At 40.8% G+C, this 23,052-nt stretch carries 24 protein-coding genes; 7 read left to right on the top strand and 17 right to left on the bottom strand.

Going from position 1 to position 23,052, the window contains the following annotated elements:
* Positions 1 to 24: 24 nt before the first annotated feature.
* Genes G4420_RS01560 through nuoE form a run of 3 tightly spaced genes read right to left on the bottom strand, consistent with a single transcriptional unit; the run spans position 25 to position 3,508 of the window.
* A complete protein-coding gene (locus G4420_RS01560) occupies positions 25 to 1,815 on the bottom strand; it encodes an NADH-dependent [FeFe] hydrogenase, group A6 (protein WP_163321861.1) in 1,791 nt (596 codons plus the stop codon).
* Positions 1,816 to 1,836: 21 nt separating this feature from the next.
* Positions 1,837 to 3,021 carry a complex I 51 kDa subunit family protein gene (locus G4420_RS01555; protein WP_163321860.1) on the bottom strand — a complete coding sequence of 395 codons (1,185 nt, stop codon included), beginning with the start codon at positions 3,019 to 3,021 and terminating at the stop codon, positions 1,837 to 1,839.
* A gap of 10 nt (positions 3,022 to 3,031) precedes the next feature.
* A complete protein-coding gene (gene nuoE / locus G4420_RS01550; protein WP_163321859.1) occupies positions 3,032 to 3,508 on the bottom strand; it encodes an NADH-quinone oxidoreductase subunit NuoE in 477 nt (158 codons plus the stop codon).
* Positions 3,509 to 3,950: 442 nt separating this feature from the next.
* Here nuoE and G4420_RS01545 point away from each other — a divergent pair, with 442 nt between their 5' ends.
* Positions 3,951 to 4,352 (top strand): carboxypeptidase-like regulatory domain-containing protein, encoded by a 402-nt coding sequence (locus G4420_RS01545; RefSeq protein ID WP_163321858.1) that lies wholly within the window; start codon positions 3,951 to 3,953, stop codon positions 4,350 to 4,352.
* Between the two features lie 24 nt (positions 4,353 to 4,376).
* On the opposite strand, the gene G4420_RS01540 is transcribed toward G4420_RS01545, so the two are convergent.
* Complete coding sequence (locus tag G4420_RS01540; protein ID WP_163321857.1) at positions 4,377 to 6,020, bottom strand: alkaline phosphatase family protein; 1,644 nt, start codon at positions 6,018 to 6,020, stop codon at positions 4,377 to 4,379.
* A 216-nt stretch (positions 6,021 to 6,236) separates the two neighbouring features.
* Between G4420_RS01540 and G4420_RS01535 the strand changes: the two genes are divergently transcribed.
* From G4420_RS01535 to G4420_RS01520, 4 genes are all read left to right on the top strand, one after another.
* Positions 6,237 to 7,259, top strand: coding sequence for a hypothetical protein (locus G4420_RS01535; protein WP_163321856.1), 1,023 nt, complete (start codon positions 6,237 to 6,239; stop codon positions 7,257 to 7,259).
* Positions 7,260 to 7,364: 105 nt separating this feature from the next.
* Complete coding sequence (locus G4420_RS01530; RefSeq protein WP_163321855.1) at positions 7,365 to 7,856, top strand: RNA polymerase sigma factor; 492 nt, start codon at positions 7,365 to 7,367, stop codon at positions 7,854 to 7,856.
* Positions 7,849 to 8,709 carry a FecR family protein gene (locus G4420_RS01525; protein ID WP_163321854.1) on the top strand — a complete coding sequence of 287 codons (861 nt, stop codon included), beginning with the start codon at positions 7,849 to 7,851 and terminating at the stop codon, positions 8,707 to 8,709. Before G4420_RS01530 ends, G4420_RS01525 begins: the two co-directional genes overlap by 8 nt.
* Positions 8,709 to 11,261, top strand: a complete 2,553-nt coding sequence (locus G4420_RS01520; protein ID WP_163321853.1) for a TonB-dependent receptor — start codon at positions 8,709 to 8,711, stop codon at positions 11,259 to 11,261. Before G4420_RS01525 ends, G4420_RS01520 begins: the two co-directional genes overlap by 1 nt.
* Positions 11,262 to 11,512: 251 nt before the next feature.
* Here the strand turns inward: G4420_RS01520 and G4420_RS01515 are convergent, their stop codons facing one another.
* The 4 genes from G4420_RS01515 to G4420_RS01500 form a co-directional block, all read right to left on the bottom strand.
* Entirely contained in the window at positions 11,513 to 12,355 is an 843-nt protein-coding gene (locus G4420_RS01515) for an SDR family oxidoreductase (protein WP_163321852.1), read from the bottom strand.
* 123 nt (positions 12,356 to 12,478) lie between these two features.
* Positions 12,479 to 13,363: a 4,5-DOPA-extradiol-dioxygenase gene (ygiD, locus tag G4420_RS01510; protein WP_204273565.1), complete on the bottom strand. Its 885-nt coding sequence runs from the start codon at positions 13,361 to 13,363 to the stop codon at positions 12,479 to 12,481.
* Positions 13,364 to 13,448: 85 nt separating this feature from the next.
* Complete coding sequence (locus tag G4420_RS01505) at positions 13,449 to 14,012, bottom strand: YceI family protein (RefSeq protein ID WP_163321851.1); 564 nt, start codon at positions 14,010 to 14,012, stop codon at positions 13,449 to 13,451.
* Positions 14,013 to 14,023: 11 nt separating this feature from the next.
* Entirely contained in the window at positions 14,024 to 14,401 is a 378-nt protein-coding gene (locus tag G4420_RS01500; RefSeq protein ID WP_204273564.1) for a hypothetical protein, read from the bottom strand.
* Positions 14,402 to 14,640: 239 nt separating this feature from the next.
* On the opposite strand from G4420_RS01500, the gene G4420_RS01495 reads away from it, so the two are divergent.
* On the top strand, positions 14,641 to 15,351 hold the full coding sequence (locus G4420_RS01495; RefSeq protein ID WP_204273563.1) for an AAA family ATPase: 711 nt from the start codon (positions 14,641 to 14,643) through the stop codon (positions 15,349 to 15,351).
* Between the two features lie 6 nt (positions 15,352 to 15,357).
* Here the strand turns inward: G4420_RS01495 and G4420_RS01490 are convergent, their stop codons facing one another.
* On the bottom strand, positions 15,358 to 15,948 hold the full coding sequence (locus tag G4420_RS01490; RefSeq protein WP_163321848.1) for a Crp/Fnr family transcriptional regulator: 591 nt from the start codon (positions 15,946 to 15,948) through the stop codon (positions 15,358 to 15,360).
* 128 nt (positions 15,949 to 16,076) lie between these two features.
* Here G4420_RS01490 and G4420_RS01485 point away from each other — a divergent pair, with 128 nt between their 5' ends.
* A complete protein-coding gene (locus G4420_RS01485; RefSeq protein ID WP_163321847.1) occupies positions 16,077 to 16,628 on the top strand; it encodes a DUF1697 domain-containing protein in 552 nt (183 codons plus the stop codon).
* On the opposite strand, the gene G4420_RS01480 is transcribed toward G4420_RS01485, so the two are convergent.
* The 8 genes from G4420_RS01480 to G4420_RS01445 all read right to left on the bottom strand — a co-directional run bounded on the left by G4420_RS01480 (position 16,625) and on the right by G4420_RS01445 (position 23,009).
* A complete protein-coding gene (locus G4420_RS01480) occupies positions 16,625 to 17,605 on the bottom strand; it encodes a CHAD domain-containing protein (RefSeq protein ID WP_163321846.1) in 981 nt (326 codons plus the stop codon). The genes G4420_RS01485 and G4420_RS01480 overlap by 4 nt on opposite strands.
* 84 nt (positions 17,606 to 17,689) lie before the next feature.
* Positions 17,690 to 18,808, bottom strand: a complete 1,119-nt coding sequence (locus G4420_RS01475; RefSeq protein ID WP_163321845.1) for an ABC transporter permease — start codon at positions 18,806 to 18,808, stop codon at positions 17,690 to 17,692.
* Positions 18,809 to 18,840: 32 nt separating this feature from the next.
* Entirely contained in the window at positions 18,841 to 19,197 is a 357-nt protein-coding gene (locus G4420_RS01470) for a four helix bundle protein (RefSeq protein WP_163321844.1), read from the bottom strand.
* A gap of 82 nt (positions 19,198 to 19,279) precedes the next feature.
* A complete protein-coding gene (locus G4420_RS01465) occupies positions 19,280 to 20,386 on the bottom strand; it encodes an ABC transporter permease (RefSeq protein ID WP_163321843.1) in 1,107 nt (368 codons plus the stop codon).
* An 81-nt stretch (positions 20,387 to 20,467) separates the two neighbouring features.
* Positions 20,468 to 21,193, bottom strand: a complete 726-nt coding sequence (locus G4420_RS01460; protein WP_163321842.1) for an ABC transporter ATP-binding protein — start codon at positions 21,191 to 21,193, stop codon at positions 20,468 to 20,470.
* Positions 21,194 to 21,274: 81 nt separating this feature from the next.
* On the bottom strand, positions 21,275 to 21,649 hold the full coding sequence (locus G4420_RS01455) for a four helix bundle protein (protein ID WP_163321841.1): 375 nt from the start codon (positions 21,647 to 21,649) through the stop codon (positions 21,275 to 21,277).
* Between the two features lie 49 nt (positions 21,650 to 21,698).
* Positions 21,699 to 22,601 (bottom strand): ABC transporter ATP-binding protein, encoded by a 903-nt coding sequence (locus G4420_RS01450; RefSeq protein ID WP_163321840.1) that lies wholly within the window; start codon positions 22,599 to 22,601, stop codon positions 21,699 to 21,701.
* Between the two features lie 30 nt (positions 22,602 to 22,631).
* Positions 22,632 to 23,009, bottom strand: a complete 378-nt coding sequence (locus tag G4420_RS01445) for a four helix bundle protein (RefSeq protein WP_163321839.1) — start codon at positions 23,007 to 23,009, stop codon at positions 22,632 to 22,634.
* Between the last annotated feature and the right edge of the window lie 43 nt (positions 23,010 to 23,052).

Below are 23,052 nucleotides of genomic sequence, written 5' to 3'. Positions count from 1 at the left end.
ATTTTAATTAAAGTTAGGGTGCGATTAATACCTTTCGCGTTGCGTATATTTTGTATGCAATAAATGATGCGAAACTTCACCAAGTGGCTCTTTTAAGAAGTCTTTGTATAACTTCTTAATTTCATGATTCTCGTGCGATTTCCGGATCGGCAAACCTTCATCTTCAGCGTAAATTGCCTCTGCACGTTTCTGTCTGATTTCAGGATTGGTAGGAATAGGCTGTCCACCGCCGCCAAGGCAACCACCAGGGCAGGCCATAAATTCAATAAAATGGTAATCGGCAGTGCCGGCCCTTACTGATTCCATAACAGATTTGGCATTTATCAGTCCGTGTGCAATGGCGCATTTTAGTTCAACGCCATCAAGGAATGCCCATTCTTCCACCGGATTTTCAATTTTTATGGTTGCTTCACGAATTCCATCACTTCCTCGCACCGGAGTAATATTAAGGTTTTCGAACGGTACTTCGCGTCCGGTAACAATTTCATAAGCGGTACGTAAAGCGGCTTCCATAACGCCACCGGTTGCACCGAAAATAACTGCTGCCCCTGATGATTCTCCCATTAAGCGGTCGTATTTTGCCGGCTCCAGTTTATTGAAATCCAAACCGGCTTGTTTAATCAGGATTGCCAGCTCACGTGTGGTTAATACATAGTCAACATCGCGGTAACCACTGTCGTGCATTTCAGGACGGAAAGCTTCGTATTTCTTAGCGGTACATGGCATTATCGAAACTGAAACGATGTCTTCCGGTTTTATATTTCGGGCATTGGCGTAGTACGTTTTTACCAGCGCTCCGAACATCTGTTGCGGCGATTTACAAGTTGAGAGATTTTTCAAATGCTCAGGGAACATGTGTTCGATGTATTTGATCCATCCCGGCGAGCATGATGTTGCCATTGGCAAACTTACCGACTCATCTTTGTCGACCAGAACTTTTTTCAGGCGGGTAAGTAATTCAGTTCCTTCTTCGATAATGGTAAGGTCGGCGGTAAAATCAGTGTCGAGAACCGAGTCGAAACCCAAACGTTTTAAAGCGGCAACCATTTTTCCGGTAACGCTTTTTCCCGGTTTTAATCCCAGCTCTTCGCCCAATCCCACACGTACGGCAGGCGCTGTTTGCACCACTACATGTTTGTTCGGATTGGCAATAGCTTCCCAAACTTCTTCAATGTAATTTTTCTCAACCAGCGCTCCGGTTGGGCAGTGGTTAACACACTGGCCACAGTTAGTGCAAACCACGTCGCGCATGGCTTTTTCGAAGAAGGTGGTGATCTTCATTTTGTCGCCTTTGTGAGCCACGGTAAGCGCATTAACTCCCTGTAATCCGGCACAGGTTCGCACACAACGCTGGCAGCGGATACATTTGCTGTCGTCTTTGATAATCGACGGAGAATAGGAATCTATTGAGACGTGCTTTAACGGAACGAGTTCGATAAAATCCTGGGTCATTATTTTATACTCAGAGGCGAGTGTTTGCAGTTCGCAGTTTCCGTTTCGGTAGCATTTGGTACAATCTGCGTTGTGCTCAGCCAATAGTAGCTCAATGATTTGTTTTCTGGAATTACGTACTTTTAAACTGTTCGTAAGAATTTCCATACCTTCTTCGCAAGGTGTTGCACAGGCTGCAGACAAACGGTTTTGTCCGGCTACCTCAACCACACAAACACGGCAGTTTCCGGCAACACACAAATCTTTATGATGACAAAGTGTTGGGATGGTAATCCCTTGTTCTTCTGCAGCTTCAAGAATGGTTTTCCCAGCTGAAATCTCCACCGGAAAACCGTTTATACTGATACTAACTTTTTTGCTCATAATCTTTCTTTTTCCGGTTTATTAATAGATCATCTCTTCTCTGAAGTTCTCGACAATCGACGAGAACGAATTCGCCACCGATTGCCCAAGGCCACATTTGGCCGTGTATTGCATCGTTTCGGTGAGGCGCAATAACTTGTCGAGATAGGAGGCCGGTTTTTCACCACGTTTTACCGCTTTAATGCCCAGTAATAATTGCTGGCATCCTACGCGGCAAGGTGTGCACTGCCCACACGATTCTTCGCGGAAAAATTCGAGGTAATTATCGAGTACATTAAACATCGAACGCGAACTATTAAAAAGCATCATCGATCCGCCTGTAGGCAGCGAAATACCAGTTAGTTTGCCTTTAAAACCAATAGCGGCATCTTTAAATTTTTTGCGCGGAACAAGAAAGCCCGAAGCTCCGCCAACCTGTACGGCTTTGGTATCGCCGTCGCCAAATTCGTAAACAAAATCCTGCAGGCTCATTCCCAGTTCCAACTCGTAAATACCCGGTTTGGGTGTATCACCCGATACCGAGAACAGCTTGGTTCCGCGGGAGTACTGAACACCCAGATCGTAGAATTTTTTTGCACCGTATTTAAAAATAGTGAAAGTATGCACCAAAGTTTCTACATTGTTGATTACGGTAGGTTTTCCCATAAAACCGGCTTGCGTTGGAAATGGTGGTTTGTTTCGCGGCTCACCACGTTTTCCTTCCATAGATTCCATTAAAGCGGTTTCTTCACCGCAAATGTAAGCGCCACTACCCATAAAAATCGAGATCTTGAAATCAAGATTTGTCTCCTGGCAGTAGTAGTCGAACTCGTCGATGACCTTGTTTAACTCGGGCAACAGAAATTTATATTCGCCCCGTAAATAGATAAAGCCTCTTTTAGCTCCGGTAATGTATCCACAAATAGCCATTGCTGTTAGAACTTTATAGGGAACGCGCGATAATATTTCACGGTCTTTAAAAGTGCCGGGTTCGCCTTCATCGGCATTACAGATCACGTATTTTTCTTTCTCTTTTGATTCCGCAGTAAGTTTCCATTTTAATCCGGTTGGAAAACCGGCTCCGCCACGTCCTTTTAACTCCGAACTGATGAGTTCATTGATAAGCTCCTGTGGTTTCCTTTTTAGTGTTGAAGAGAGAATTTTTTCCCAGTCGTTTTCATTTCTGAAAATGAAATCTACTCGTTTTAATTGATTTGAAGTTGCCATATTTGCCGGTTTAGTGATTCGCATTAACTTTCATGTAAGCCGATAATATCTCCCTTACTTTTTCAGGAGTGAGTTCGGTATAAATCTCATCGTTTATCAGCATCGCAGGTGCCTTGTGGCACCAGCCCAGGCAGTTGGTTTCCAGAAGGGTGAATTGTTTGTCGGGGGTGGTTTCCCCTAAACTGATCTTTAGCATGTCTTGTATGGCAAACAAAATCTGGTTTTTACCCTTCATGGCACAGGTAATGGTTTTGCACACACGAATAATGAACTTTCCGGCAGGTTTGGTTTCAAGGAATGAATAAAAAGTGGCAGTTCCGTAAACATCGGCAGCCGGAATATCAATTTCCCGGGCAATCTCTATCATCGAACGTTCTGAAAGGAATTTTTCCTGTTCAACCACTCCTTGTAAAATGGGTAAAACACTCTCCCGGCTTCGACCATGTTTCTCTGCCAGGTTTTTAACTAAGGTTTGGATTGGATCCATGAGGCAAGTTTTAGTTTTTTAAATTGGTTTTTAGTTGTTATTGTTAAATACATCGCCGGCTAAGGCAGGATCAGTTACAAGTTGCTGTATTCAATAGAGAAATAATTCTTTATTTATTATAAACAAATGTAAGGAGTAATCATCTAAAAAAACAGTGTATTTGTTTCATAACATTATGTTTTTCAGCAGAAAACAGAAATTATAATTAAATCTGATTTTAAATAGATAGGTGAGGCTAATATTTGTCAGGTATAAATGTGTTCTAAAAAAGGTTAAAAAGAGATAGAATGCTATGTAGTCTAAATAAGGATTATTTTTTAAGATAGAAATTTGAGATTCATTAACAATTTGTTTAAAGAAAATTAAAGGATGAAGCAACCTTTTTGTGCTGTTTTTTGTCTAATTTTATAGAGCCATAAAACAATTTAACAAGTTCATTAAAATGAAAACAGTATTAATCACCCATTTCGCTGTTCTGTTATTAATTATTCCGGGCATGAATTGGGCTCAAATCGTAACCATAACAGGTTATGTTAATAATGGATCCAACGGAAAAGCTATGGAAAACGTAAGTATTTTTGAAAAGAATTCAGGAATCGGAACAATTACCAATCAGAATGGATTTTATAAACTAATTCTTGATAAGGGCGATATTGATTTGTCCATTTCAAACGGAGGTTTTAAACCTGTTCTACACCACGTTGAAGCCGTTTCAGATACTACATTGGTAGTTAGCCTTCAGCCACTATTGAGCAGTAAAAACCGACAGAAAAAGAACGATCAGGTACATGCTGAGCTGGAACTGGAAAAGAAGAACGAACGTAAGGGATTTAAACTGTTCTAGCACCTTAGCTGGCTAACAGCTTTTCTATTTCGTTTCCACAATTTCTTTAATAATTTTTCCCTGGCATTTGTCGGGTCTCGGCACAGATATTAATTCGGCCAGTGTTGGCACCAGGTCAACAGCATTGTGCGTTGTGCTAATCGTTTGTGCTTTAATTCCTTTTCCCCAGATCACTACCGGAATTCGCGACTGATCGGTGTAATTGGCACGCTTGAATTTATAACCGGGTTGCCAGCCTTCCTTTAAGGTATAGATAAAATCGCCCGAACGGTTTTTGTGGTACGTATTGTACAGCGGTTCGAACAAGCCGTTTGCCGAACTGCCCTGTTCCAGCTGGAAAGCGGGCATCGATACCTGAACGCCGGTAAACTGGTTAATGAAATTTGATGAAACCTCGCGCAATTCATTTAGCGTTACATTATCGTTTTTATTAATGATATCGTGATCGAGGTAAAGCTGAAGATCAGAATAATGTTCGATCCATTTCTCTTCGCCGTAGGTAATATTCAGGTATGAAGTAAGGAGCGCAATGGCACTTTCAACATTAAAATAATCAACGGTCAGGTGAAATTCTTCTTTCAAATATTCAACCGGGTACGAAGCAGATGTGTTGGCCGTTAGGAAAAACAATACATTGTCTTTTCCGAATTTCTGTTCGGCGGCATCAATCAATTCTCCGATGTATTGATCGAGATACAGGTAAGTATCTTCCATTTCAAGCGACGCCGGCCCGAATGAACCATTTTCGTAATCCATGCTCGAAAATACTGCGGTAACAAAATCGGTTATGTTGTCCGTTCCAATTTCCTCGTTTTCCAACAAACGCAGGGTAAAATCCTTGATCATCATATTGGCCGATGGCGTTGTTTTAAACGGCCGGAAATTGTTGGTACGGCTAATGTATTTGTTCATAGAATGCGGGAAAGTATTAAACTCTCCGAAATAACCACGCTCCAGCAGGTAGTCGTCGCGCAGGCTTTCGGTGTATTCGATTTCCGGAAGCAGCGTTGTCCAGGTGCGGTGACTGTAAATATCGGCGTAATTTTCGCTGTTGAACAAACGCACCCAATCGGGGAAAGTGCTAATGTAAAACGAGCTTGATATCATTCTTCCCGATTCTATGTCGAACCAGTAAGCTCCGTCGGCAGCATGACCGGCTGCAAAAATGGCTGATTCGCGGTTTAAAGCAGCGCTAAAGATTTTTGCTTTTCCTCCGCTTAATATTTTCAAATTATCAGTAAGTGTTGTTGAAAGCAGGTTCTGTGGCGAGGCCGCACCGGATTTGGTATCGGCACCAACCGTAAAATAATAGTCGTCCTCGGTGCTGTCAATTTCCTTTTTCTTCAGGCGGTCGTACCACGAAGTTGAAACAATTCCGTGAATGGAAGGATGAACCCCGGTAAATAGCGTTGCTGTTCCGCTGGCGTAGTTTTGCTCGTGCAGCGTAAGTTTCACATTCTTGCAAACGGCACCCTGCGTATAGATTTTCTTAAATCCGTTGGGTTGAAATTTATCCCAATAGCGCTGAATGTAATCGGGGCGCATGTTTTCAACAATAATACCAATTACCACTTTGGGTTTTTCGCTGTTAAGCGGTTCATTGTTTTGTGCCTGAGTTTGCACACCAAGAAATAAAAGAATAAAACCTAAAACTACAACTGCTTTCATATTCTAAACTGATTTGAGCAGCCAAAAGTAAACAATTTGAGCGCTTTCAACAAAGGATTTTTGTAAAGCCAACGAAAAAATAATTAGCTCAAGATGTTGTTTGTCAGAAGATTGAGCTAATGGTCAAAAATAATTCTAAAAAAAATGCCCAAAAGAGTAGGGTGCTGGGAGTCTTGTGCGGATAACAGGTAGAAATAATCATTAAAATATAATGTCATGAAAAGAATTATTGGATTTTCAGTTATTGCATTAGCAATATTCATGTTCTCGTGTAATACAAATACCGATGAAGGTATTGATATTCCGGGGATGAGTGACGAACAGACCTTAAAATCGGCCGAAATTACAGTGGCCGAAGTGCAGGCTGAAGCTGCAGTTGCCGAATGTAATTACGAAGTGGAATTTTTTGCCAATGCCGAACGAATTCTTACACGTTGGTGGCAAATGGGCAAATTTTTTGGATGGCACAACAAATTACGCTATTTCGAAAATCAATGTCCGGACGTAACTATTGATCACAGCGACAGTACTGCATATCCGCTTACAATCACGCTTGACTATGGCGATAGCACCGTGTTAAACAACGGTAAAGTATTAAGCGGAGAAATTGTATTGGTAATTTCGGCACCACGAAACAGTCAGGATTATTCGCGATTGGTAAGTTTCAATGATTTTATGGTTGATTCGATGCTGATTAACGGTACCACGGAAGTAATAGTCGACAAAGTGGACAGTACATTCCGTAAGTTTGAGTCGGAATTAACCTTTGTGTATCCCGATGGTACAACTGTTACGCGAAGTGCCGAACGGGTATGGCAATGGCTGGCAGGTCTTGATACTCCCGAAATTCAAAGTGATGATGTTGTGATTATTACCGGCGAAGTTACCGGAACCATTGTGTGGCCCGATGGAACCGAAGAAACCTACAGCAAAATAATTACCACTCCGTTAAAACGATTGGCAATGTGCCGATATATGGTTGAAGGAGTGGTTGAAGTGCGAATAGATGGTAACCTGGTTTCGGTACTTGATTATGGGTATAACGAAAGCGGCGAAGAATGCGATCATTATGCACTGTTGTCAACCAATGCCGGAGACGAAGTAATCGACCTCTCGGAAAAACATTATAACGGAATGGCAAAACAATATCAGTATAGGAATCAGCATCAGTACACCGGAGAGAACGGAAATCAAAATGGTAGTCAGAATCAAAATAATAACCATAACGGCAACGGATAGTTAGTAATGGGGAGATAATACCGGGATGTGTTTTCATGGTCTCCCGGTATTTCTCATTCCCGTAAATTCCCGTAACTTTAAAAGTCTAATCATTGTTGCCGCGTTTTGACAAAAGAAGAATTCAAAAAGCTTTTTGATGAACATTTTAGCCAGGTTCGTAACTACATGTTCTATCGTTCGGGAGATACCGAACTGGCTACTGATATTGCGCAGGAAACATTTCTGAAAATTTGGGAGAAGAACAATAAAATTGACGATGCCAGGGTGAAAGGCCTGCTTTTTAAAATAGCCAACAACCTGTTTGTGTCGTACTACCGAAAAGAAAAACGTTCTTTTGAGTTTTTTAAACATTATGAACCGGATGGAAAATCGCGCACACCGGAGGAAGATCTGGTTTTCGGGCAATTGAAGGAAACGTACAATAACGCACTGCAAAGAATGCCTGAAAAACAACGAACCGTTTTCCTGATGAGCAGGGTTGATCAGCTAACCTACAGCGAAATTGCCGAAATGATTGGTGTAAGTGTAAAGGCAGTGGAAAAAAGAATGAAGCTCGCTCTGCACTTTTTACGAACTAGTTTAAAAACAAATGAATGATAAAAATAGACATAGCAACCCGTTAAATGATTTCGAAAAAGATCTTTTCGGAAAGGGAAAGATTAGCTGGGAGAAATCGGAGGCTGATGTTTGGACTGAGCTGCAAGGCAAAATGGCTAAAAAACCGGCAAAAGTGGTCGCTATCCGGAATAAATGGATTCAGTGGTCAGCGGCGGCAGTAGTCCTGTTAATTTTTGGAATAGGGGCAGTCGTTTCGTCCTGGCAGAAAACCATAGAATGTTTGCCGGGTGAACATCTAACAGCTGTATTACCCGATGGCTCAAAGGTTAATTTGAATGCAGCATCAAAACTGGTTTATAATCCGATAAAATGGAAATGGGATCGTAAACTGAAATTTGAAGGGGAAGGTTTTTTTACTGTTGAAGAGGGATCAACTTTCACCGTTGAGTCCAAAAACGGAACAACGCAAGTGCTCGGAACTTCGTTTAATATTTATGCCCGCGCAGAAAATTACCGTGTAACCTGCCTCACAGGAAAAGTTCAGGTAACATCGCCAAACAACGAGAAAGTGATTCTACTGCCTCAAAACCACGTTGAACTTGAAGAAGGGAAACTGGTTGTTACCAGAATGTTTGAGCCCGAAAAGGCAATAAGCTGGAAACAAAATTATTTTTATTTCACCGGGCGCCCGTTAAAAGAGGTTATCGATGAAATAGAGCGTCAGTATGCCGTAACCATAAAACTCGATCCGCAATTAAATAATCGTAATTTTGGAAGTAATTTTTCAAAACAGTACAGCGTTGAAGAAGTGTTGGATTTTGTTTGTAAACCAATGGGGCTGAAGTTTGAAAAACAAGCGAATAATGTTTACATCGTGACAGACGAAAGTTAATGAACAGGTTAACCGTTGTGGTTTTGGTAATGCTGCTGGCCGTATCGCAAGTGGCGGCACAAAACCACGAAAAAATAGAAATCAACACACGCAAAACCCCGCTAAATCAGGTTTTAATCGATTTAAAGGAACAGTATGGCTTTCAGTTTGCCTACGACAGTGATTTACTTTCCGGATTTTTAGTTAGTGCCACCAACAAAACTTTCAACAGCGATGAAGAGGCGTTGCGCTTTCTCATTAAAGATTTTCCGCTCGAAATCGAACGATCGGGCGATGTAATACTGATCATACCAAAACGGGAACGCAAGCCGGAGCTCACACAAATTTCCGGACGAGTGCTGGAAGCTAACACTTTCGAGCCTTTGCCGTATTCATACATTCTTATTAACCGCCGGCCGGTACAATCCGATTTGCAGGGACATTTTAATTTTATCGCTTCGGCCGATACATCATACAATCTACAGATATCGCACCTGGGTTATTTTGTTTACGATACGGTTGTTACCCAAAGTCTCAGTCGTAATTTTTTGCTTTATCCGCAAATCGAACGCATTCAAGAGGTGCAGATTTACAGCAATCCTATCGAAAAATCAACGCTTATTGGTTACAATGCCGGACGAATGAAAATTAACCACCAAATAGCACCCATACTGCCCGGGTATGGCGATAATTCGGTGTTTAATCTTTTGCGCTTAATGCCCGGAGTAATGGCCTCAGGCGAACAATCGAACGATCTGCTTATTTGGGGCGCTTACGAGAGCCAGAGTAAAATCCAATTTGACGGATTTACTGTTTTTGGGTTGAAAAATTTTAACGATAACATTGCCGTTGTTAATCCTTTGGTGGTGAAAAATATTGAAGTAATGAAAGGCGGTTACGAAGCCCGTTACGGCGATCGCGTTGGAGGAATTGTTGATATTCAGGGCAAAGACGGAACCTTATTAAAACCAGGTCTTACATTCAGTATCAATTCAACTACTGTAAATTCGATGGTTCAGCTGCCGCTTTCAAAAAAGTCGTCGTTGCTGGCAGCTTACCGCCAAACCTACCATCAGCTGTACGGCCCAACACGAATAAGTGTTGTTACAAGAGAAGAAAGTTCAACACCGGGTTCCGGTGCCGGATCAGGAAATTTCCTGGGGAAAGGTCCTGCAGCCAGTCGTATTTCGGATGTAAAACCCGATTTTGTTTTTCGCGACGCCAACCTGAAGTATACATTTAAAGGGGATGACGGAAGCCGGTTTTCGCTTAGTTTATACGGTGGTGGCGATGATTTTAATTACGATATGGATGCCCGTATAGGAGGTGTTTTATGGACGCGGGAGGAGCAGGAACAGAATAACCAGTTGGGCGGATCGGCACAGTTGAATTATCCCTGGAGAAATGGGGATGCTACCAACCTGACTTTTGCTTATTCCGCATTCGAGCGTAAGTTGTACCAAAAAGCCCAAACAGAAAGGTCTCAAGACGGGTTCATAGAATTAAAGAGTCATTTAGACTCGGGAAACACCGTGGACGAACTAAGTTTTAATGCCGAACATACCCTAAATTTTCGTCAGGGACATCGTTTGTTGGTAGGTGCGGGAGTGATTAACAACAATGTTGAATTATCGCGTTTTTCCGAGGGCGAACAACAGATTGATATCAATAACCAATCGCCACGTATTTATTCTTATCTGCAGGATGAATATCCGTTAGGGGAGTTGCTGGAGTTAAAAACGGGTGTGCGAGTTATTTATAACACCAAACCCGGTAAATGGTATTTTGAACCACGAGTTTCGGCATCGTTTTCGGTTTTTGACGACATGAAAATAAATGCTTCATGGGGACTGTATAACCAGTTTTTATCGAAAACAACGGTGCTCGACAGTACAAATAATTATACCGAGTTTTGGACAAATTCCGATGAGGAACAAATTCCGGTTTTAAATGCCGAACATTTTGTGGCCGGAGTATCGTATCAAAAAAACGGATTTACAGTCAGTGCCGAGACTTTTTATAAAACTACTGAGGGATTAAGTCGATATAGGACCGGCAATTTACGCATTAGTGAGGGATTTTATGAGGGGAAGGCAAGAAGTAAAGGCCTTGATATTTTTCTTAAAAAAGAGTACAAGCGAAACATGGCCTGGATTTCGTACACCCTGAGTAACACGGAGGAGCAGTTCCCCTATTTTAGGGTTAATGTTTGGCGGCCGGCACCACACCAGCAAAAACATGAGCTAAAATTTGCGGGGGTTTACAATTATAAATCGTTTTATCTCTCGGCAAATTACGTTTACGGTTCCGGTTTCGAACGTTATGATTTTGAGGTTGATAACGACTTAAACTTCGATAAAGCTTACAGCCGGATGGATGCGGCTTTGGTTTATAAATTCAAACCGGGAAAAGTGAAAGCGGAAGCCGGAATTTCAATTCTGAATATTTTTAATACCGAAAACATTAAATACTCGAATATAAGGATTAGCACCATCGACGAAGTGAGTCTTGTTGGTGTTTATTCCGATGCCATCTCGTTTACGCCTGCCGTGTTTTTGAATATTGAGTTCTAATAAAACAATCATGATTCCCATGAATCACCAACAGTGAGGAAAATAATTCAAACTTTCAGCGAACTCTCCCTCATTCCCTCTCTTCATGAAGAGAGGGACGATTGTGTCGAAGGCACAATCAGGGAGAGTCAATAAATTTAAAGCAGATTTTACTACTAATTTTTATTGGATCTTCAGAAAATAAAAGCTGCCTGCATACTTCCTTGCAGAAAAATACAGACAGCTTTTAACAAATGCTATTTTTAATTGATTTATAAAACGGCTTTTACAGCATCGGCCATTGGTGTTGTTGGTCTGCCAATTAATTTTGACAGTTGTTTTGAGTCATCGAACAAGTCTCCTTTCGATGCTCCCGTATCCCAACTGGCAATGGCATCAGCAAATAGTTCGGGCAAACCAATGCTTTTTAAAATTTTAGCGTACTCACCTTCAGGAAGGTTGTTGTAAGGAATGTCTTTTCCTGTTTGTTTCGAGATCTCGGCAGCCAGGTCGGTTAGGGTATAACTTTCGTCGCCTGCCAACTCGAAAAGTTTGCCTTTATGTTCTTCGGTTGTTAACACCACGGCTGCAGCTTCGGCAAAGTCGGCACGTGTTGCCGACGATATTTTTCCATCGCCTGCACTGCCAACAAATGCGCCAGCACCCAATGCCCCTGCTATCGATCCGGTATAGTTTTCGGTGTACCAACCGTTACGCAAAACAGTATGATCAATGCCTGAGTTTTTCAATGCTTCTTCGGTTGCCATGTGTTCGCCGGCCAAACTTAGCGATGAAGTGTCGGCATGTAATAAACTGGTATATACAATCCAGCTAACGCCGGCTTCTTTTGCCGCTTTAATAACGTTGGTGTGTTGTTGTGCACGTTTCCCGATTTCATTGCCGGAAATCAACAATAAGCTATCAATACCTTCCAATGCGCTGGCCAGGTCTTCTGGTTTTTCGTAATCAAAGGCACGTGCCTCTATACCTGGATCTGCAGCTTTCTCGGGCGTGCGTACTAATGCTACAATGTTTTCTGCTGCTGTTTTTTGTTTTAATTGTTCTACCACCAATTGTCCCAATTGTCCTGTTGCTCCTGTTACTCCTATTTTCATTTTATCAAATTTTAATTGTTTATACTTAAAATAATTGTTTTAGTTTCTCGCAGATTTCGCTGAAAGTGCAGATTTAAGAAATTCAAATTCTGCGAAAATCTGTGTTATCTGCGTGAACCATTTTTATCCGATTTTTACCGAGGTCATTGCTAATGAGCCACCAATCGGCTGGTCATTAAAAATGCTTATTTCATCTTTTTTATCCTGCAGTGCCAGCGCGTAAAGCAGTGGTAAATAGTGCTCGGGTGTTGGGATCGATAATTGAAAAGCCCTGCCCATTTTCGTATAGTTGATCAAATCCTGGTGATTGCCGCTCAATATCAAATCTTTCATTTTATTGTTGGCTTCGTTGGCCCAGTCAAAACCAAAATTCTCGTTCAGTTTTCCCCAGTGCACCATTCGTAAATTGTGCACGTTGTTACCGCTGCCCACTATTAAAATCCCCTTCTCGCGTAATTTGTTGAGCTCCTGAGCAAGTTCATAATGTTCCTGTGGTGATTTTCTGTAATCCAAACTCAGTTGAATTACCGGAACATCGGCTTTGGGATACATGTGCCGGATAACCGACCAGGCTCCGTGATCGAGGCCCCACTTATCATCGAGGTGAACGGTAGTGTTCTGCACGAGATCTTTTACATCCTGCGCCAGTTCTGGCATTCCCGGTGCCGGGTATTGCACATCATAAAGTTCCTGTGGGAAACCACCAAAATCGTGAATGGTTGCCGGTTGTCCCATCGCGGTAACGCGTGTTCCCTGTGTTTGCCAATGTGCTGACACAACAACAATTGCTTTTGGCTTTTCAATTTCAGAAGACACCTTTCTGAAACCCTGAACAAATTCATTCTCTGTAATGGCATTCATCGGGCTTCCGTGCCCCAGAAACAACACCGGCATTTTGGGCGTATTTTCCAACGATTCGGCTATTCTATTTAATGCGTTAAGTTTCATCCCTGCAACTGTTAGCGGTACTGCCGCCATTACTGTTTTTAAAAATTGTTTTCGTTTCATTTTTTCACTTCCCCGCAACTGTTTTCATGCCTGTCGGCTGTAATCTCAAAACCGATTAATGCCTCATATTGTTCTCCGGCACTTTTTAAAGTGCAAGAGAAATATCGAGGGTGAAAATGTCGTTTATGGCTTTGTCGCCCAGGTTATCGAAGAATGAGTTTGAGCCGTAACGTACATCAAATTTCGATCGGTCAATCTCAACTTCGGCATTGTAGGCATTTCCTTCTTTAACAACATCGAACGTTATTTCTTCGGTGTTTTCTTTAATGGTGAGTTTTCCTGTTATACTGGCTTTCCCGTTTTCGAATTTTGTTGCTTTGGTAACCACAAATTTTGATGTCGGGTATTTCTCAACGCCAAAAAAATCATCTGATTTTAAGTGCCCCACTAATTTCTGATTGTACTCTTCGTTATCAAGGTCTTTATTGGTAATGCTATTCATATCAATTACCACTTCGCCTCCAACAATGTTGTCGTTTTTGAATTCGAAATAACCGCTTTTTACATTGATTTCGCCGTGGTGAGATCCACCAATTTTTTTACCTGTCCATTTTACAAGCGATGTTTCTTGTTTTACTTCTTTTTTCTGTGCAAATGTTGCAACACTCGCTGCTAATACCAGCGCCAGTGCTAATACTAATTTTTTCATTGTTCTAAATTTTAATTGTTGTTATAAATTGTTTCACTAATTATTTGTCCATCGCAATTCCATTTTTGTAACGTAATGTGGCTGTACTTTTGTTCACCGATATCTTCGTGGGTGTAATCAAATTCCCATTCCACCACCGAAATTTTATCGCCAATAATTACTTTTTTCACAATGGCTTTTCTGAACACTGTTATACCGGTAACCAGATTTTCTTCTTGCAAACGACACGCGTTTTTTCCAACGATCTTTTCACAATCGTTTTTCTGCCGGATTACATCATCGGCATAAAATTTTTCGAATGCTTCTAAAATGTGTCCTCCAACAATCATGTCGTTAAGCTTTTCAACTCGCTCCTGAACGGATAATTTTTTTGGATCTATTTTTCGCATCGTTTTTTGTTTTAATTGTACAACACAAAAGTAGGGCACCAGCATGCCTTGCACACTTGACCTATGATAAGAAATGAAATTGATCTATGTTAAGCGGATAACATTCTGATTATGCTTATCTTCGGAATTGATTGAAAAATGACTGCGAATTTAGGCTGTTAGAAAGGGAAGCATTTTTTTTTAAGGGTGATAACGGCTTTTATCCAATTTTTGAAACCAATAACTTCAACATGTACCATTTGAACAGTATAAAACTTGAAGCGGAACAATACCCAACAAGGGAGCACTATCCGTTTAATCTTCCTTTGTTTTCGGAAACAAAAAAACTTGATTTTACCAATCCGGTTACTTTGTTTGTAGGGCAAAACGGGTCGGGAAAGTCAACATTGCTTGAGGCCATTGCAGTAGCAGCAGGCATTTATATCTGGAGGAATAATATGACTTCGCGATACATGGTTAACCGTTACGAAGCCACATTGCATCGGTATTTGAAGGTTTCGTGGGTGAACGGATCGGTTCCCGGTTCTTTTTTCGGAGCGCAGATATTCAAAGATTTTGCTTCGATGCTGGAAGAATGGGCAACAACAGATCCCGGCCAGTTGGAGTTTTTTGGTGGTAAATCCTTGATTTCACAATCACACGGTCAATCACTTATGTCGTTTTTTAAAAGCCGTTACAAGCTAAAAGGATTGTACCTGCTAGATGAACCGGAGACGGCACTTTCGCCTTCCAGTCAGTTGGAATTACTCCGGTTGATCAGCGAAAACTCAAAAGGGGGCCATGCCCAGTTTATTGTTGCCACACATTCGCCAATTTTGCTGGCGTGTAAAAATGCCACCATTTACAATTTTGATGAGATGCCGGTTTCGGAGGTGAAATATGAAGATACTGAGCATTTCAGGGTGTATCGCGATTTTTTAAATCATTGGGAAAAGTACCTGATGGATTAGCTGGAATTATTTTGCTGACTTTTTGCGGATGCGGCTCAGGCTTTCGGGTGTAATTCCAAGATAAGAAGCAATGTATACCAAAGGCACGCGCTGAAAAATGTCGGCATGTTCTTTTAGCATGTTGTTATAGCGGTCAACCGCCGATTCCCACATCGTAGCGTTTAAACGCTCCAGCGCATTAATGTAGGCCTTTTGGAAAAGAATTCTAAAGTAGCGTTCTAATTTTGGAACTTCGTTGTAAAGTTGCTCCAGGCGATCAAACGAAATTCGCAGTAACTCGGAGTCTTCCAATGTTTCGATGTAATATTTTGAAGGGCGTTGCGAAAAAAAACTTTCCAGATCGCTTATCCAGCTGTTGTCTAACCTTATTTGGTAGATATGCTCGATCCCTTTTGCATCAACGTAATACGAGCGCAAACAACCTTTAATCACAAAATAAATGTATTTACAGGTTTCGTCGGGTTCCAGCAGGTCTTTCTTCTTTTTAACAGAAAGCGGTTCAAAGGCAGATAAAATCAATTTTTTATCGTCTTCAGAAATATTGTCGACCCACTTTTTTATGTAGTAGATTAATTTGTGATCTGTCGGTGCTGTCATATGAATAATGCTTGCGCTTCAAATTTAACGCTTACAATTCAATCTTTGTTCTTTCTATTGCCGAAAATTAGTTTTGGGAAAAAAGACAAAGTATAAGAACTTACTTTTGGACTTGATGTTATGGAGGTATGAAAACGTATGTAGCCATTTTGCGCGGAATAAATGTTAGCGGGAAAAACAAAATAAAGATGGATGCTTTGAAATCCTTATTCAGCAGCCTTGGTTTTAAACAAGTGCAGACCTACATTCAAAGCGGGAATGTTGTTTTTGGTTATCAGGAGACAAGTTCCGATAATTTGGAAGAATTGATCAATAAACAAATTCGAAAAGACTTTGGATTTGATGTGCCGGTGTTGGTTTTAGAAGAAAAGGAATTGGCGAATATCGTTAAAAACAATCCGTTTGCAGATGATGAAAATCGGGAAGCTCAATTCCTGCATGTTACTTTTTTGAAAAGATATCTGGCAAATGTGAATGAAGAAAAAATCACTGCCCATGTAAAAGCCGGAGAAGAATTTTCGATTTCTGCTGGCGCCATTTATGTGTATTGTCCGCACGGGTATGGAAAAACCAAACTCAACAATAACTTTTTTGAAAGCCAATTGAAAGTGAGCTCAACTACCCGCAATTGGAAAACCACTTTGAAGTTGTTGGAAATGGCAAATGAAGCTGATGCTTAATTGCCGTCGCAATCACACTGAATATCATTCTTTGATTTGCGGCCACTAAAAAGCTTTAGATGTTTTTTATGCATCACCGAATTTTCCCAGTTATTAAAAATGCGCAGGGCAAAAGCATCGCTACTTTCTGTAAAACATTGTTCGCCGCGAGCCTGAACACGTTTTCTTAAAGCCGATCGTCGATTATACAAATAATGTAATAATTTTTCGCGTGAATCTTTATGGGGAATTAAAATGCTTTTGTTTTTTATTGCCTCATGAAATAAATTCAGGTCGTGCAGTTTTCCGAGCGTACTTCCCAATAAACTCAAATCGCTAATGTATACGCGTATTGAATTTGGCCAGGCCTGATTGAGCAGCATTAAATGGTAGGTCAGGTATTTAACCTGTTTTCGCCAGTAATGGTAAATCTCATCATCATTCAAAAATTCGGTGGTTTCAAACGCACCTCGTGCTTGTTTATAAATATGTTGCAGGCTTTTCAGAATGAACGATTCCGGATCGCCTGCAAAATTCAGGCTATGCATCATTTGCTGCAGGCTCAGTATCATCTGCTTTATGTCTTGTGAGTGTCCGGATTGTTTAAAATGTTCAAATGCGTTTTTTCTTTTTCTACGATGTTCGGATATAATTTTGTCGAGCGCTTTTGTAACTGCAGGATTACGCAACTTAACTTTTATTTCCTGGAGCAGTTCAATTTGTGAAGTATCGTCGCGTAACAGGGCTACTTCTTGCGCCAGATCGCGGTAGTAGTTATTCATTTCGTTGTAGTTGTCTTCGCCGATTTCGTGTCGCAGCAAACGCAACAAACCCCGTATTTTCTTAATATTGGTGCGAACCTCATGAATGTAATAGTGCTGGCGGTTAGTGTGGGTAATAAACTTTGCAGAATCGGAATGTAGCTTGTCGAGCACACGAAAAATGCCCTCTTCAAAATATTCTCGTTCTTTTATTTCAAGACTAAAATCTTCGTTCATCGTACTGCTTTTAGAATCGGCGTTTCATGCCATTATGCTGCTTACAGATAAACGATATCTAAATAAAAAGGTTAACTGCTAATGCTATGCCGTTTTTCGGTAACGCCAAATAGCCAGGCTTAAGAATGTAATTCCTAAAATCGACAGGGAAACGAGTTCCTGCAAAAGGTCGGAAATGTTTGAGCCTTTTAAAACAACCATACGCATGACCCGCATAAAATAGTAAATGGGGTTAAGCCGGTCGATGGTTTGTGCCCAGTCGGGCATACTTTCAACCGGAGTAAAAATTCCTCCCATAAGAATAAAGATCATCATAAAAAAGAAACTGACGAACATAACCTGCTGCTGGGTGTCGGCTACTGTTGAGATAAACAGGCCGAGGCCAAGCACCCCGATAAGGTAAATGCCGGCCATAAAAAACAAGGTGAACAAACTGCCAACAATGGGGAGGTCGAAAACAATCCAGGCAATGGTTAATCCAAAAGCCAGATCGAATAAACCGATTATCCAGAACGGAACAAGTTTGCCAATAATAAACTGGTATTTTTTTAGCGGTGTTACGTTGAGTTGCTCAATGGTGCCTATTTCCTTTTCGCGCACCAGATTCATTCCCGACATAAACATGCCGATGATGGTAACCAGAATGGCCAAAATGCCAGGCGCCATAAACCATTTGTAATCCAGCTCCGGGTTGTACCAGTAGTTCTCCGTAATTTCAACTTTTGTGGGTGGTGTAAATTCCGGGATTCCTTTCCATTCGGCAATAATGTTTTTGTTGAAATCACTGATGATGTTGGCCGAATAGGAATAAATCAGCTGCGCCGAATTACTTTCGATAGCATTTATCAAAAGTTGCACTTTTGCCTCATCATCGCGGATGAGGTTACGTTCAAAATCGACCGGGAAAACAAGAATTGCATCTGCTTCGTCATTTAATAACTTGTCTTCGGCCAGCTTTTCAGATTGCTCTAAATGATGCACATGAAAAAAAGGAATTCCATCAAATTTGGCGATCAGGTGCCTTGAGTTTTCCGACATGTCGTGATCTACCACAACCAGATCGATTCGTTTCATGTCGTAGGTTGCTGCAAAAACCAAAATCAGCATTTGCATAATCGGCACAACAAAGATCATCGGCAGGATGGTCTTGTTCCGAAATATTTGCCGGAATTCTTTTTGTAGTATGTAGAGTATTGTTTTCATATGATGAGCTACTAGCCTCTAGCTGCGAGCCATTAGCTTTGTTTTAAATTCTTTTGAAGTCCGGTGATCATTCGTTGTTCTTCATCCAGACTATTTATAATTTCTGAAAAATCTTTATTTGAAATAAAATTCAATCTTTTTGCAATGGTTAGCTGTGTTTCTAGCTCAAATGATGAACCCAATGCGATGTCTAAAAATCGATTAAAATCTTTATCCGAGCCTCTTCCTGATCCTTCTGCAATATTGGAAGGAATAGAAATCGCAGAACGTTTGATCTGGCTCGTCAAACCATACATTTCTTCTTTAGGAAATGTGTTGGTACTTTTGTAGATGTCAACAACCAATTCTATTCCTTTCTGCCATACTTTTAACTTTTTAAAGTTCTTCATCTTTTTTTGTTTTTAAGGTTCGTATTTAAGCGCTGGAATTCCCATCATAGTATGCTAGTGGCTAAAAGCTAATAGCTAGAAGCTACTCCAGTCTTATTTTAAACTTCTTCACACTAACCGCTATAAAAAACAATGTCATACCAATTAAAACAGCTGTCTCTTTCCAAATAAAAAGGATGCCGGTTCCTTTCAGCATAATGGTTCTTACAATCGTTATAAAATAACGGGCGGGCATTATATGACTGAAATATTGCAGGGGAACGGGCATATTTTCTATTGGGAAAATAAAACCTGATAAAAGAATGGTGGGTAGCATTAACCCAATCATTGAAATAAACATAGCTGCCATTTGGTTTTTTGCTGCTGTGGAGATGAGAATCCCCAGGCACAGTGCCATCAGAATAAAAAGAATGGTTTCCAGCATCAGCAAAATGAAACTGCCATTTACGGGGACACCAAATACAAAATGCCCGATTAGCACTATAATAAAGGCATTGGCGATTGAAAGTAAAAGATAGGGGAGTACCTTGCCAACAATAATTTGCACGGGGCGAAGTGGCGAAACAAGCAGAATTTCCATCGTCCCCAATTCCTTTTCGCGGGTTATAGAAATGGATGTCATCATAGCCGAAATAAGCATTAAAATCAGTGCCATTACTCCCGGAACAAACATGTAAGCACTTTTCATCTCTTCGTTAAAGTACATGCGTACTTCGGGGGTAATTTGCATGGGCAGCTGCATTTCGGGATACAGTTTGCGTATGTAGTCGTTTACGATAGCAGTTGTGTACGAAATGGCCAGTTTGGCGATGTTCGGATCGGATGCATCGGCAATCAACTGCATTTTGGCAATGCCTTCTTTCCCGAGTGTTTGTCCGAAATTGTTCTCAAAAACAATCACCTCGCGCACTTTCCCTTTTCTGAAAATGGCGTCGATATCGTCGAGGTTATCCAGGTTTTCATCTAATATAAAATAGCCCGACGACAGCAGTTTATTGGTGATCTCAAGTGTTGTTGCATCTTTCGACTGGTCGTAAATGGCAATGTGCACATCCTTGATTTCGCTTTTAATCACTGTCCCGAAAACCAGCAGTTGCGCTACCGGAATACCAAAAAGTATCAGCATCGTCCGCGGATCGCGAAAAATGTGGAAGAACTCTTTTTTTATGAATGACTTTAGTTGTTTCATTTTCTCAATTAGTTTCAAGTTTCAAGACACAAGTTTCAAGCCGACAGAACTTGTAACTTGTAGCTTGTGACTTGTATCTTTTCATCGTGCTATCTTCAAAAACACTTCGTCCATGTTTGTTGCCTTGTATTTTTCTTTCAGTTTTGCCGGCGTGTCGAGTGCTTCAATTTTTCCTGCATTCATAATCGAAACGCGATCGCAATATTCGGCTTCATCCATATAGTGCGTAGTTACAAAAACGGTAATGCCGTTATGTGCTGCTTCGTAAATCAAATCCCAGAATTTACGCCTTGTAACCGGGTCAACACCTCCGGTTGGTTCATCGAGAAACACAATTTTTGGGTCGTGAAAAATAGCCACCGAAAAAGCCAGTTTTTGTTTCCATCCCAACGGCAGATCACCGATAAGTTTGTTTTTTACCTTCTCCAGTTCAAGCTTTTGTAACAGCTCAGCTTCTTTTACTTTACGCTGTTTACGGCTAATTCCGTAAATTCCTGCATATAATTTGATGTTCTCTGAAATTGTCAGGTCTTCATACAACGAAAACTTCTGGCTCATGTAGCCTATATTCTTTTTGATCTTTTCAGTTTCATGGTAAATATCAAAACCTGCAACTTCTACTTCGCCCGATGTTGGTGACGAAAGGCCACAAAGTATTCGAATTGCCGTAGTTTTTCCCGCTCCGTTAGCTCCCAGAAAACCGAAGATCTCACCCTTTTTTACTTCAAACGTCAGGTTGTCGTTTGCCGTAAAATGACCGAAATTCTTCGTCAGGTTTATTGCTGAAATGATTGTTTCTTTTTCCATGATAGATAGTTTGCAGTCTCAGTATTCAGTCTCAGTATTCAGTCTCAGAATGCAGTCCCAGTAATCAGGTTCAGTTTACAGTTAAAGAACCGGGGCGCTTCCGAATTTCTCAGGATGGTTCATCATATAATTTAACAGTTTACCAATTTCCACACATTCGTTATATAGTTTCTTATGAATGTCATTGTTCAGGTATTCACAGGCGAATGCAAAATCAAGCCAGGTTGCAGTTTCGCTGTTTTCTCCATCGGAGTCGGTAAGCTTGCTTAAGAAGTGTTTTGGATATCGTCTTTTTCGATAAGCTTCGGCAATGTTAGTGCATGTTGAACGGGAAGATCGTCGTATTTGATCGGTAAGTGAAGACTGCTCTTCTTTGGGAAAAGATTTCGAAATCTCAAAAATGTCCATCGCCAATTTAAAAGCTTTTTGATATACGATTAATTCTTTAAAATCCATGCTATTTATTTTTGTTTTACTGTTTACTGCGACTGTCAACTGCGACTTCTCATTGTTCCATTAAACTCATAAAAACATCTTCAATGCCGGCCGGAATCTCTTCTGCAATTATTTTCTCATGACCAAGGTTTTGCAAATAACCTTCGAGTTCTATGGTTTCTACTTCATCATTGAAACCTGTAAAATGGGCATACTGACCAAAAGCATAAACAGCTTCTGCTTTTTTGTAAGCACGTAAATCGTTGATGAGTTTGTACATATTTTGGGCTCCCACCTGAATAATTTTTCGTGGAAATTTATCCGTTATGCGTTTGGGAGAATCTACATCGAGAATCTGTCCGTTTTGGATTAGTGCCACCCGGTCGCAAAGGTCTGCTTCGTCCATATATGGTGTTGATACCAAAATGGTGATGCCTTTTTGCTGAAGGTTTTTCAGCATTTCCCAAAACTCTTTACGCGAAACTGCATCCACACCGGTTGTTGGTTCGTCGAGCACCAGAATTTTGGGTTTATGGATTAATGCACACGAAAGCGCCAGCTTTTGTTTCATTCCGCCCGACAGTTTTCCTGCCCGGCGAGTTTTAAACGGCTCAATCTGGTAATAGATGTCACGAATCAAATCGTAATTTTCCTCAACAGTTGTACCAAACACAGTTGCAAAAAAGTTCAGGTTTTCTTCCACGCTTAGGTCCTGATACAATGAAAATCGCCCCGGCATGTAACCAACCATTTTACGGATCTGTTTGTAATTTTTTAAGACATCGAGGCCATCAAGTTTTGCTTCACCGGAATCAGGCAAAAGAAGTGTCATAAGAATGCGGATTAAAGTTGATTTCCCTGCACCGTCAGGACCTATCAATCCAAAAAGTTCTCCTTCATCCACGTGCAGGTTGATACCTGAAAGTGCCTTGGTTTCTTTGTATGACTTAGTTATGTTGTTTATTTCAATCATCTTATTAGTTTACAGTCTCAGTCTCAGTTTTCAGTCAAGAACTTTGGTGCTACCAAATTTTTCAGGGTTACTCATCATGTAATTTAAGAGTTTTCCTATTTCCACACATTCGTTGTATAATTTTTCATGAATGTCATTGCTCAGATAGTCGCAGGAATAAGCAAAATCAAGCCTGGTTGCAGTTTCGCAGTTTTCGCCATCGGAGTCGGTAAGTTTACTTAAAAAGTGTTTTGGATATCGTCTTTTACGATACGCTTCTGCAATGTTGGTGCATGTTGAGCGGGAAGATCTTCTAATTTGATCGGTCAGTGAGTACTTTTCTTCTTTTGGAAATGTTTTGGAAACATCAAAAATATCCATGGACAGTTTAAATGCCTTTTGGTACGCGATTAAATGTTTAAAATCCATAATATGTATTTTTGTTTTTACTGTTAACTGAAACTGCTAACTG

This window comes from Draconibacterium mangrovi (assembly GCF_010586825.1).
In the GTDB taxonomy this organism is placed as follows: Bacteria; Bacteroidota; Bacteroidia; order Bacteroidales; family Prolixibacteraceae; genus Draconibacterium; species Draconibacterium mangrovi.
The sequence above is the reverse complement of the archived record's forward strand: the minus strand, read 5'-3'. Positions and strand labels throughout refer to the sequence as shown.

Bases quoted from the DNA above. Each gene is read 5' to 3' on its own strand.
- G4420_RS01540 (WP_163321857.1), bottom strand. From the start codon at position 6,020: ATGAAAGCAGTTGTAGTTTTAGGTTTTATTCTTTTATTTCTTGGTGTG.
- G4420_RS01475 (WP_163321845.1), bottom strand. From the start codon at position 18,808: ATGAAAACAATACTCTACATACTACAAAAAGAATTCCGGCAAATATTT.
- G4420_RS01505 (WP_163321851.1), bottom strand. From the start codon at position 14,012: ATGAAAAAATTAGTATTAGCACTGGCGCTGGTATTAGCAGCGAGTGTT.
- G4420_RS01455 (WP_163321841.1), bottom strand. From the start codon at position 21,649: ATGGATTTTAAAGAATTAATCGTATATCAAAAAGCTTTTAAATTGGCG.
- G4420_RS01485 (WP_163321847.1), top strand. From the start codon at position 16,077: ATGAAAACGTATGTAGCCATTTTGCGCGGAATAAATGTTAGCGGGAAA.
- G4420_RS01465 (WP_163321843.1), bottom strand. From the start codon at position 20,386: ATGAAACAACTAAAGTCATTCATAAAAAAAGAGTTCTTCCACATTTTT.
- G4420_RS01515 (WP_163321852.1), bottom strand. From the start codon at position 12,355: ATGAAAATAGGAGTAACAGGAGCAACAGGACAATTGGGACAATTGGTG.
- ygiD (WP_204273565.1), bottom strand. From the start codon at position 13,363: ATGAAACGAAAACAATTTTTAAAAACAGTAATGGCGGCAGTACCGCTA.
- G4420_RS01460 (WP_163321842.1), bottom strand. From the start codon at position 21,193: ATGGAAAAAGAAACAATCATTTCAGCAATAAACCTGACGAAGAATTTC.
- G4420_RS01555 (WP_163321860.1), bottom strand. From the start codon at position 3,021: ATGGCAACTTCAAATCAATTAAAACGAGTAGATTTCATTTTCAGAAAT.
- G4420_RS01545 (WP_163321858.1), top strand. From the start codon at position 3,951: ATGAAAACAGTATTAATCACCCATTTCGCTGTTCTGTTATTAATTATT.
- G4420_RS01490 (WP_163321848.1), bottom strand. From the start codon at position 15,948: ATGACAGCACCGACAGATCACAAATTAATCTACTACATAAAAAAGTGG.
- G4420_RS01445 (WP_163321839.1), bottom strand. From the start codon at position 23,009: ATGGATTTTAAACATTTAATCGCGTACCAAAAGGCATTTAAACTGTCC.
- G4420_RS01535 (WP_163321856.1), top strand. From the start codon at position 6,237: ATGAAAAGAATTATTGGATTTTCAGTTATTGCATTAGCAATATTCATG.
- G4420_RS01520 (WP_163321853.1), top strand. From the start codon at position 8,709: ATGAACAGGTTAACCGTTGTGGTTTTGGTAATGCTGCTGGCCGTATCG.
- G4420_RS01560 (WP_163321861.1), bottom strand. From the start codon at position 1,815: ATGAGCAAAAAAGTTAGTATCAGTATAAACGGTTTTCCGGTGGAGATT.
- G4420_RS01470 (WP_163321844.1), bottom strand. From the start codon at position 19,197: ATGAAGAACTTTAAAAAGTTAAAAGTATGGCAGAAAGGAATAGAATTG.
- G4420_RS01450 (WP_163321840.1), bottom strand. From the start codon at position 22,601: ATGATTGAAATAAACAACATAACTAAGTCATACAAAGAAACCAAGGCA.
- G4420_RS01525 (WP_163321854.1), top strand. From the start codon at position 7,849: ATGAATGATAAAAATAGACATAGCAACCCGTTAAATGATTTCGAAAAA.
- nuoE (WP_163321859.1), bottom strand. From the start codon at position 3,508: ATGGATCCAATCCAAACCTTAGTTAAAAACCTGGCAGAGAAACATGGT.
- G4420_RS01480 (WP_163321846.1), bottom strand. From the start codon at position 17,605: ATGAACGAAGATTTTAGTCTTGAAATAAAAGAACGAGAATATTTTGAA.
- G4420_RS01500 (WP_204273564.1), bottom strand. From the start codon at position 14,401: ATGCGAAAAATAGATCCAAAAAAATTATCCGTTCAGGAGCGAGTTGAA.